Origin of the sequence: Synechococcus sp. R55.2 (assembly GCF_047462075.1) — a bacterium.
Classification (GTDB): domain Bacteria; phylum Cyanobacteriota; class Cyanobacteriia; order Thermostichales; family Thermostichaceae; genus Thermostichus.
In genome coordinates, this window is record NZ_JANSIH010000066.1 from 1 (window position 1) to 9,632 (window position 9,632).

Below are 9,632 nucleotides of genomic sequence, written 5' to 3' on the forward strand. Positions count from 1 at the left end.
GCCCTGCGCTACCGCAAAACCCGAAAGTTGATGCCTGCCAGCTTGATGTTCATCCTCAGCTTGGGAGCGGCTGTCCTTCTGGGGCTTAGCTTTGGATCGGCTTAGGCGACCTCTGGTCGCGCCGGTGGGGCGGAGTCAGTCAGACATTCGATGTAGTCGATCTTCAGCTCTCGGCCCGAGCGAATCTCCTCCATCGGGGATCCGCAGTTGGGGCAAGCATAGCGCCGGCCTATCTCTGGCTTGTACTCTTGGCTACAGGGCTGGCAATAGGCAATGAGCGGCGTTTCCCGGATGACCAACTGGGATCCCTGTAGGAAAGTACCCTGGGTTTGTGCGGCATAGGCAAAAGTTAGGCTGGCCGGCTCTACACAGGTAAACTGTCCCACCACCAGGTGCACCCGAGCAATCTGAGGCTGTCCTGGCTGACTTTGCCACCAGTCGCGTAGTGTTTGGATCAAGGCGCGGGTCATGTCGGTCTCGTGCATCTCTCACCTCCAGTCGCCGACCATTTCTGGCGTCGCCTCCGGGTGGATGTAGGCGGGCTTTTCTCGGCGCGGCAGTTGCCCAGATACCACCAAATGCGCCAGCGTATCGCAAATGACTCGGGTGGCCATCAGGGCTGTGATATCGCTGATGTCGTAGGGGGGAGAGACTTCCACCACCTCTAGGCCGCAGATCGGCGCTTCCCGCACAATGCGCTTGAGCAAGTAGAGCGCTTCCCGCGGCAGCAGCCCACCGGGCTCCGGCCAGCCTGTACCCGGCACAAAGCCGGCATCGATGCAGTCGATATCGAAGCTGATGTACACACAATCGGTGCCGTCTAGAGCTTTTTCGAGGGCGAAATCGGCGGCTGCATCCAAGCCCATTTCGGTGATGTCGGTAACGGTGAGGATATGGGTGGCCCGCTCCCGGCACACTTTCACCCCTTGCCGTGGCACTTGCCAGCCGCCAATGCCCAGTTGCACCAGGTTATGGGCCGGTGCGTTGCGGATGTTGGTGGCATGAAACCAAGGACAGGTGTGCATGCGCTCATCCAAGTCGGTTTCTTGGGTGTCCACATGGCGGTCGAAGTGGATGATGCCCATCTTCTTGTCCCCCAAGTGGCGACAGATCCCCCGCACCGTGGGAAAGCCAATCGAATGATCCCCGCCCAGGATGACGGGAAAGGCGCCAGACCCGAAAATGTGAGCTACCCCTTTGGAGATTTGGTCGAAGGATTTTTCGTTGTTGGCCGGGATCGTAAAAATATCGCCGACATCGCAGAGGGTGATCTGCTCTCGCAGATCGACGCCAAACTCAAAGTTGTAGGGGGTGTACAGAGCGGAAATGCGCCGGATCCCCTGTGGGCCAAAGCGAGTGCCGGGCCGATAGGTGGTGCCGGAATCGTGGGGTACACCCACCACTGCCACATCGTACTCCCCAACTTTGCGCACATCCTCCAGGTAGGGAGCCTTGAGGAAGGTGTTGATGCCGGCATAATGGGGCAATTCGCCACGGGAAAAGGTGGGGATGGAGCGATCGCCGATGCTGGCTGCTGCCTCGAGGCCAAACTCTAAGCCTCGACTCACCTCTTGCTGCCAACCGGATAGGGAAAGCCTCGCTTCCTTGGCCAGAGCCGCTTGGGCTTCGGTAGAAAAGCCGTTATTTGCGTTCGATTCGGTGGTCATGGTTGGGATCCCCCGTTAGGTGGTGTATTCGGCGTTGATGCGCACGTAATCGTAGCTGAGATCGCAGCCCCAGGCCACGCCCTGGCCGGATCCCTGATGGAGATCCACGGTAAAGGTCACCGGATTCCCTTTCAAGTACTCAGAGGCTGCCTTGCGATCGAAAGCCAGGGGCATTCCCGCCTGCATGAGCAGAAAATCCCCCAGACGAATATCCAACCGGCGGCTGTCAAAAGGGATCCCGGCCCGTCCGGCGGCGGCTGCCACCCGTCCCCAGTTGGGATCGTTGCCAAAAGCTGCCGCCTTCACCAAGGGAGAGCTGGCGATCACACGGGCCATATGCCGGGCTGCCCCATCATCCACAGCCCCACACACCCGAATTTCCAGCAGCTTGGTAGCTCCTTCCCCATCGCGGGCAATGGCCTTAGCCAGATGAATGCAAACTTGGTTGACCATCTCCGCCAAAGTCTGGGCAGCTTCTGTGCCGGCTTGCAGGGTTGGGATCCCACTTTGGCCGTTGGCCAGAGCCAAGAGCATGTCGTTGGTGCTGGTATCCCCATCCACCGTGATTTGGTTAAAGCTGAGGTCGGCAGCTTGCTTGAGGATCTGCTGCCACAGGCGGGGATCCACAGCCGCGTCACAGGTTAAAAAAGCCAGCATCGTGGCCAAGTTGGGGTGGATCATGCCGGATCCCTTGGCAATGCCCCCGACCCTGACGGTGTACCCGTCGATCTCAGCTTGCAGGGCAACGCTTTTGGTCACCAAGTCGGTGGTGATGATGGCGCGGGCGGCGCTCTCCCCCCCCTCTGGAGAGAGGCTGTCGATAAGGCCAGGCAGGGCTGCTTGGATTTTCGGCATTTCCAGTTGTCGCCCGATGACCCCTGTGGAGGCCGTGAGCACCTGATGGGCCGGGATCCCCAACCGTTCTGCCACCCAGAGGGCCAGTTGGGCGTTGTTGCGCTCTCCTTCTTCTCCGGTACAGGCGTTGGCTTGCCCGGCATTGCAGAGGATGGCCCGCACCGGCTGCTGTTGGGCGAGGATCCCTTGGTTGTAGGTAACACAGGCTGCTTTGACCTGATTGGTGGTAAAAACGCCTGCCCCAACCGCATCGCACTCGGAAACGATCAAAGCCAGATCCGCAGCTCCTGAGGGCTTGAGGCCAGCGGCCACTCCAGCAGCTCGAAACCCTTGCGGGGCAGTAACGGCGCCTTCAACCGGTCTAAATTGGGATCCCATGTGTTCCTTGGCCAGGGGGTGGTCGGCAATATCATACCGGCTGGCTGCCCGGATTTGGACTATCGCAAGCTTTCGGTGAAAAACTCTCTAAGAACCGGTTCTGAGGGCAAGAGTTGTAGTTATGCCTACCAAGCAGAGGCAGCAGAGAGGGGTATTTTGAAAGTGTGCGCTTTCTATCACCCATCTTTTCCCCTTTTTAGATTGGGAAGGATACTCTTCTATCCTCTGCTCTGGGAACTGCCAGCCATGCCTGCCCCTGTCATCACCCTCAACCATGTCAGCAAGGTCTATTCCAATGGCACGGTGGCTTTGCAGGACATGAATATGACCATCCAAGAAGGGCAGTTTGTCAGCTTGGTGGGGCCATCCGGCTGTGGGAAAAGCACGGTGCTGCGGTTGGTGGCGGGTCTGGGGCATCTGACCACAGGCTCTATCGAATGGGGGCAAAGTTTTGAGAAGAACGCCCCCCAGGGGGAGCCCAAGTTGGCCTTTGTGTTTCAGGAGCCGGCTCTCATGCCTTGGGCAACGGTGATGGACAATGTGCGTCTGCCCTTGAAGTTGGCAGGTGAGCCCAAGCCAAAAGCCGATCGAGATGTCTTGGAAGCTCTACAACGGGTGGGCCTGCAGGGGTTTGAGCGCAGTTTTCCCCGCGAGCTATCGGGCGGCATGCGCATGCGGGTTTCCATTGCTCGCGCCCTGGTAACCAAGCCCCAAGTGTTGCTGATGGACGAGCCCTTCGGCGCTTTGGATGAAATCACCCGCAGCAAGTTGAACAGCGATCTGTTGGAGCTGTGGCAAGAAAAGCGCTGGACGGTGCTCTTCGTTACCCACAACATTTACGAGGCTGTCTACCTGTCCAACCGCGTGGTGGTGATGGCGGCTCGCCCAGGGCGGGTGGTAGCCGATATTCCCATTGATGCACCCTACCCTCGCTCGGAAGACTTTCGCACCTCTTCCCTTTACAACAACTACTGCCGTGAAGTGTCGGCCCGTCTGCACGAGGCCATGCACGGCTCAGCTCAGGATCCCCCCTATTTGCGCCCCCTCTCTGCCGGACGTTTGCGCTGATGGGATCCCTTGCTTGACAGTGCTCCCTTGACTCTCTATTGCGTATCTCAACTTCACGATATGTTCGACCCGTTTGTCCACCTTCTCGAGCCATGGCGCCGTTGGCTGGGATCCCTTGTTGGCTTGGGGGAGAGCTGGCCTCTCCATTGGCCAGATTGGTCTCTGCCCAAGCTGACCGGCGCAGTTGGAGAAAAACTCGGATCCCAACCCACGGATGAGGCAGACATACCGAGTGCCGGCTCAGGGGTGCCTGCAAAGGGGTTGAATCTGGGCCGTTGGTTCAACCTGGAAGTGATTGCCCCCCTTATCGTCGGGATCCTCTTCTTGGTGGGCTGGGAAGTGGCGGTGCGGGTAACGGGAGTGCCCCACTACCTCTTGCCGGGGCCGATTTTGGTGGTGCAAACCCTCATCCGCGACTGGGGAACGCTTTTTCCTTCCCTGTTGATCACTGTGCAAATTACGGTGGTGGCCTTTTTGGCTGCCACAGTGTCGGGGCTTTTGGTCGCGATTGTGTTCACCCAGAGCAAGTGGATTGAGCGCAGCTTTTTCCCCTATGCGGTGATTTTACAGACGATGCCCATTGTCTCCATCGCCCCGCTGATCATCATTTGGCTGCGCAACAACACCTTTGCCGCGATGGTGGTGTGCGCCTGGATTGTGGCTTTTTTCCCGATTCTTTCCAACACCACTCTGGGGCTGAACAGCGTCGATCACAACCTGCTCAACCTGTTCCAACTGTACAAGGCCAACCGCTGGCAAACGTTGATCTACTTGCGGCTACCCAGTGCCATGCCCTATTTCATGGGGGGCCTGCGCATCAGCGGTGGCCTCTCTTTGATTGGGGCGGTGGTGGCGGAGTTTGTCGCTGGTACTGGCGGGCAGCGGGCCGGGATCGCCTACCAGATCTTGATCTCCAGCTTCAACCTGCAGGTGCCCCGCATGTTTGCGGCCTTGATCTTGGTCACCGGCTTGGGGATCCTGATCTTTATTTCCTTGAGTGCTCTATCCGACCGGGTGTTGGGCAAGTGGCATGAGAGTGCTGTGCGCCGAGAGAATTGAAAAATTGAACTTTGGTGAAAATTAGGGCCCCCTCTCTAACATCTAGGGTCACTTGGATTCAAACTAGGACGCTGCACCCACCCCTAAAACGTTGAACGCACGCGGCCAAAGGCTTTTCTCAATAGCTCAGGCGCCTCACTCTAACCTGAAACGACTAAGTGCCTTGAATAGGAGCAGGTGGAAGGCGTCTTCTGGAAAAGCCCAGAGATATCGCTGCGCTTGCTGTCGGGTGCTGTCGGCGGCTATCTCAGATGCTATTTTTGGGTTGCTATCGGAGGGGGATGAACTCAGTGCGGCCAATGATTTGCTGGCCTTGATCCGAGAGCGCGTAGTTGATGAAATCGGCCACCACAGGGCTAGTCCTCTGAGGTGCCACCAAAAACACATTCCGCGCCAAGGGGTAGCTGCCCCTCTGGATGGCCTCACGGGTGGGCATCTGGCCGTCGATGGGCACAATCCGCACCGTTTGCTGGTTTTGCACCTGATCGACAGTGCTGTAGGTGATGCCATCTTCTCCCAAAGCCCGCAGCAGCGGGGTGGTGACATCTTCTGTGGCGGTGGTGAAGTAGGGAGGGTTATCGGGAGCGAAGGGCAGCCCCAACAACACGAGTTCTTGGAAAACGCTGTAGGTGCCGCTCTGGGGGGCGCGATTGAGGACCCGAATCCGCCGATCCGGGCCGCCCACCTGGCTCCAATTGGTGATCCGACCCTGGAAGATATCGGCCAATTGCTGCAGCGTCAGTCCTCCTTTGTAGGGGTTGTTCACCCCCACCGCCACCGCCAGGGCATCTTTGGCAACCGGGATCGCCTGTAGACCCGCCTGCACTTCGCTGGCATTGAGGGGGCGGGAGCTAGCGGCCATCTGGATGCGACCTTCCATCAGGGCCTTCAGGCCGGCATTGGATCCATTGGGCTTGCCATCCGGGATCCCATAGGTGAGGGGAATGCCGGGGTTGCGCTGGGTGTAGCCTCCCTTCAGGGCCAAGACGATCCGGATCATCGTGACGCTGCCATCCATCTGGAGCACTGCTGGGTTGGGCAGAGAAGTATCCAGATTAACGGCGTTGGCAGGCGGGTTGGGTACCTGGGCCTGAGGGGGGTTGGGCGCTGTTGGGGCTTGGGGCCGGGCAGCTGGAATCTGGCTGGGGATAGGAGGCGTGTTCTCTCTATTCAGGAATGAGTCCAACAGGCCGGAACGATAGGCATACCAGCCGCCGCCTCCCAGTATCGCGAACAAAAGAATGTAAACGATTGGAGGTGGGCCGGAAGGTCGTGCAGTCATGGGATCCCCCCTAAAGAAAATTCACGATCCAGACTTTTGAGACTTCCCCCTCTGTTGTATCAGCTATCCGCGCAGATTGGGTGAGCAGCAGGTTAAGGTGCATCTATCCGCCCATGGCCGCCTCTCGTCCCACCTCGCGCAGCTCAATTACGTCCGCACGGGGATCCGCCTGCACAACTTCCAACTCGATCCAAGCCCCCAGAGGAATCTGGCGTTCTAGGCGCACCGGCACCCGAAAGGCAATCTCATCCAGCATGGCCAACACCAAGTTTTCCTGCTCGCGCAGGTAGCCCAAGACCAAGGCCCGCCAAGTTTGCCCCGGTCGCAGCCGCAGGTATTCGATGCTCCAATAGCGCTTGGATTTCCGCTCCACCTGGTTGGCCTCAGCGGTGCCCGGCTCAATCCCCACCAGCAACTGCTGCACATCCGCCTCCGTCAACGGCAAGGGATCCCCGCGCAAAAAGGCCTTGATCTGGTAGTGGGCCACCAAATCCAGGTAGCGCCGAATCGGGGAGGTAACCTGACAGTAGGCCTCAAGCCCCAGCCCTGTATGTCGCCCCGGCTGGGTGGCTACTTCCGCCCGCGATAGACAGCGCATGATGGCAAAAGACCGAACTGGCCCCTGGGGATACCTATCCAGCACTTCGGGAGGAGGTAAGTCGGGAGCCGGCTGCAGACGATAGGGCACCGGGATCCCATTTTGGCTGGCGAAGCGGGCCGCCACCTCGCCGGTGAGCACCATCATTTCCGCCACCATCTGCCGCGCAGGAGTATCCTCGATTACCCGGAGGTGGGGGATCTCGTCGATGACCTTGATATCTTGCTCCGGCAGGCCGATCTGAATGGCCCCCTGAGCCATGCGCCACCCATAACGCCACTGGGCCGCCCGGGCAATAGCCGTCAGTTGGGCCTCTGCCCCCAACTCCAACATTTCATCGGCATCTTCGTAGGTGAGGCGGTAGGTGACTTTGATCTGGCTGAGGCAAATTTCGGAATCCCGGATCTGGCCGTCGGATCCCAGTAGAATGCCAAAGCTAAGGGCAGGCCGCACCTCTCCCTGCACCAAGCTCATCGGGCCGGTGGACAGCTCCGGCGGGAACATCGGGATCACCCGCTCCGGCAAATAGACACTGGTGCCACGCTTGCGGGCTTCCAAATCGAGGGGATCCCCCCACTGCACCCAACAACTGGGATCAGCGATGTGGATCCAGAGCTTCACCGCGTCATCCGACCAGAACTCGACGCTGAGGGCATCGTCAATGTCGCGGGTGCTGGCATCATCGATGGTGTAGGTGTGGAGGTGGGTGAGATCCCGCCGCAGGTGGGGATCCCAGAAAGAGGGAGGCTGGCTGAGCAGGGCTTGGGTGTATCGCTCCACCGCCTTCGGGAACTGGGTTGGGATCCCGGTGAGGCGCAGGGCCAGGTTCTCGTGGCGGCTCCACAGCCCCAGAGCCACCAAAGCTTCAAAAGCCCCCTGCGGAGTGTCAGGAAACCCCATCAGCTCCAGCAGTTGCGAGGCCCGTTCCCGATCCGACAGGTTGAGATTGGAAGAGAGATCCTCGTGGCTGCGAATGGCTGCCGCCGCTCCCTGTAAGGCCAGGCGTTCCAGCACCTCCAGGCGGGCCCGCTCGGCAGGAGTCCAGGGATACCCTTGGCCGGGATGAGCCAGAGCCTCCCGCAGGTGGGCCTCAAACTCTGCTTGTTCCTGCTGCCGTTGTTGGGCGACGGCCATTTGATGGAGGATCTCCTTCACCTGAGCCGGAGTGCGGGGTTCGTAGCTTTCCCCCTTTTGCTTGAAGTAGGTGCGATCCTCGCTCAAGAGGCGGTAGGCGGCATAGGTAGAGACCGGAGAATCATCAGAAAACAACAGCTGAGCCATTTCGGCCAAGCTCAGGGGCTGACGCTCCTCCTGCACCAGTTCCCAGGCCAGCGCCAAGCTTTCGGGATCCAACTTTGCTTGCACCGCCTGCCAAAAGCCGGGGATGTCGGAAGCCGTGAAGCTGGATCCCCCGTTCAAAGCAAAGGTAATCTGGCGAGGGTGAACACTATGAACCTGCCCAGAAGGCACCCCCAGCAGTAGGTTCTTCTTGCCCTCGGTGCCCTGAACCACTGCCAACACACGGTCGTTATTGTAACGAAACTCCACCAGTGTGCCCTTTTCCACCCGTTCTCCCCATGTCGGCTGTCGTTAAAGCGCAGGCTTTCTTCCATTCTCCATCAGCTCTGCCCGCCTGCCTACCTGGAAACCCCAGCCAGAAGACGTACGGGCACTTGAATAGATAGCAGATGTTAGATATATCGGTACTTAAGCATATAGGTATGTGATATATAGACACACGAGATACAAATTTTTGGGTAGATTGCGGTTATGTGTTGGGCACTGCGATTTCAGAGCAGAGGCCAGCTCTGCCAAGTTCCTGGGATGAGGTTACCAACTGGAGTCCCTAAATTCCGTAGAGATACTGTTGCCAGCATTTCGCAAGTGGATACTTCCACTTCTTCCATGTGTGATATCCTAGAGACTAGAGGTAGGGCACAGTTACCATAGGCTGCTCCCCAATTGAGCAAGCAAAAGGGTGGTACTCAAGAGTCGTTTCCCTACAGTGAAACCTACAGTGAAAGTCACGGAAACAGGAGATTCCGTATTTCTTCACCTAAAACTTTTTAGCTTAGCGCTCAAAAGGTAAACCGTGGACAACCCGAAGCGACTGTTGCTCATCGACGACGATCCGAACTTAATCCTGCTGGCCAAGGACTACCTAGAGTTTCGCGGTTATGAGGTGGTGGCGGCGAGCAACGGTCTGGAGGGGTTGGAAGCGATGCGCCATTTCACACCAGACCTGATCATCTGCGATGTGATGATGCCGGAGATGGATGGCTACACCTTTGTGGAAACCATTCGCTCCAACAGTGCTACGGACTGGATACCTGTGATTTTTCTGTCGGCGCGTGGGCAAACGGCAGACCGGGTGCGCGGCCTGACCACAGGGGCAGATGTTTACATGGTCAAGCCCTTTGAGCCGGAAGAATTGGTGGCGCAGGTGGAATCTTCTCTCAAACATACTGAGCGCCTGTTACAAATGCAGGGCGCGGGCGTTCAACCCGTCATAAAACTGGATCGGGAAATTGAGCTGACGCCAACAGAAACTAAGGTGATCCAGTACGTGGCCAGGGGCCTGTCCAACCGCGAGATTGCCGAAACTCTTGGGGTGAGCCAGCGCACCGTTGAAAGCCACGTCAGCAACATGCTGGGCAAAACCGGCCTGCACAACCGCACAGAACTGGCCCGCTGGGCGATAGAAAGTGGTCTGGGCAAAAAACCG

Annotated in this window: 8 protein-coding genes; 3 read left to right on the top strand and 5 right to left on the bottom strand. The window is 58.4% G+C overall.

What is annotated here, in order from left to right; translation table 11 throughout:
* Positions 1-101 precede the first annotated feature (101 nt).
* The 3 genes from hypA to argJ are packed head-to-tail and all read right to left on the bottom strand — an operon-like array spanning position 102 to position 2,900.
* Positions 102-485, bottom strand: coding sequence for a hydrogenase maturation nickel metallochaperone HypA (gene hypA / locus NW838_RS02350; RefSeq protein ID WP_414356329.1), 384 nt, complete (start codon positions 483-485; stop codon positions 102-104).
* Positions 486-488: 3 nt separating this feature from the next.
* Positions 489-1,667 carry an agmatinase gene (speB, locus tag NW838_RS02355; protein WP_414356327.1) on the bottom strand — a complete coding sequence of 393 codons (1,179 nt, stop codon included), beginning with the start codon at positions 1,665-1,667 and terminating at the stop codon, positions 489-491.
* A 15-nt stretch (positions 1,668-1,682) separates the two neighbouring features.
* A complete protein-coding gene (gene argJ / locus NW838_RS02360) occupies positions 1,683-2,900 on the bottom strand; it encodes a bifunctional glutamate N-acetyltransferase/amino-acid acetyltransferase ArgJ (protein ID WP_414427430.1) in 1,218 nt (405 codons plus the stop codon).
* Positions 2,901-3,146: 246 nt separating this feature from the next.
* On the opposite strand from argJ, the gene NW838_RS02365 reads away from it, so the two are divergent.
* Positions 3,147-3,968, top strand: coding sequence for an ABC transporter ATP-binding protein (locus tag NW838_RS02365; protein ID WP_414427431.1), 822 nt, complete (start codon positions 3,147-3,149; stop codon positions 3,966-3,968).
* A gap of 60 nt (positions 3,969-4,028) precedes the next feature.
* Positions 4,029-5,027: an ABC transporter permease gene (locus NW838_RS02370; protein WP_414427432.1), complete on the top strand. Its 999-nt coding sequence runs from the start codon at positions 4,029-4,031 to the stop codon at positions 5,025-5,027.
* 268 nt (positions 5,028-5,295) lie between these two features.
* On the opposite strand, the gene NW838_RS02375 is transcribed toward NW838_RS02370, so the two are convergent.
* Both NW838_RS02375 and NW838_RS02380 read right to left on the bottom strand, forming a co-directional pair.
* Entirely contained in the window at positions 5,296-6,309 is a 1,014-nt protein-coding gene (locus NW838_RS02375; RefSeq protein ID WP_414356321.1) for a phosphate ABC transporter substrate-binding protein, read from the bottom strand.
* A 103-nt stretch (positions 6,310-6,412) separates the two neighbouring features.
* The gene (locus NW838_RS02380; RefSeq protein WP_414427433.1) at positions 6,413-8,473 is read right to left on the bottom strand and encodes a ribonuclease catalytic domain-containing protein; all 2,061 of its coding nucleotides are present in this window, start codon (positions 8,471-8,473) and stop codon (positions 6,413-6,415) included.
* 526 nt (positions 8,474-8,999) lie between these two features.
* Between NW838_RS02380 and NW838_RS02385 the strand changes: the two genes are divergently transcribed.
* On the top strand, positions 9,000-9,632 hold a 633-nt coding region (locus NW838_RS02385; protein WP_414427434.1), incomplete at its 3' end, for a response regulator transcription factor.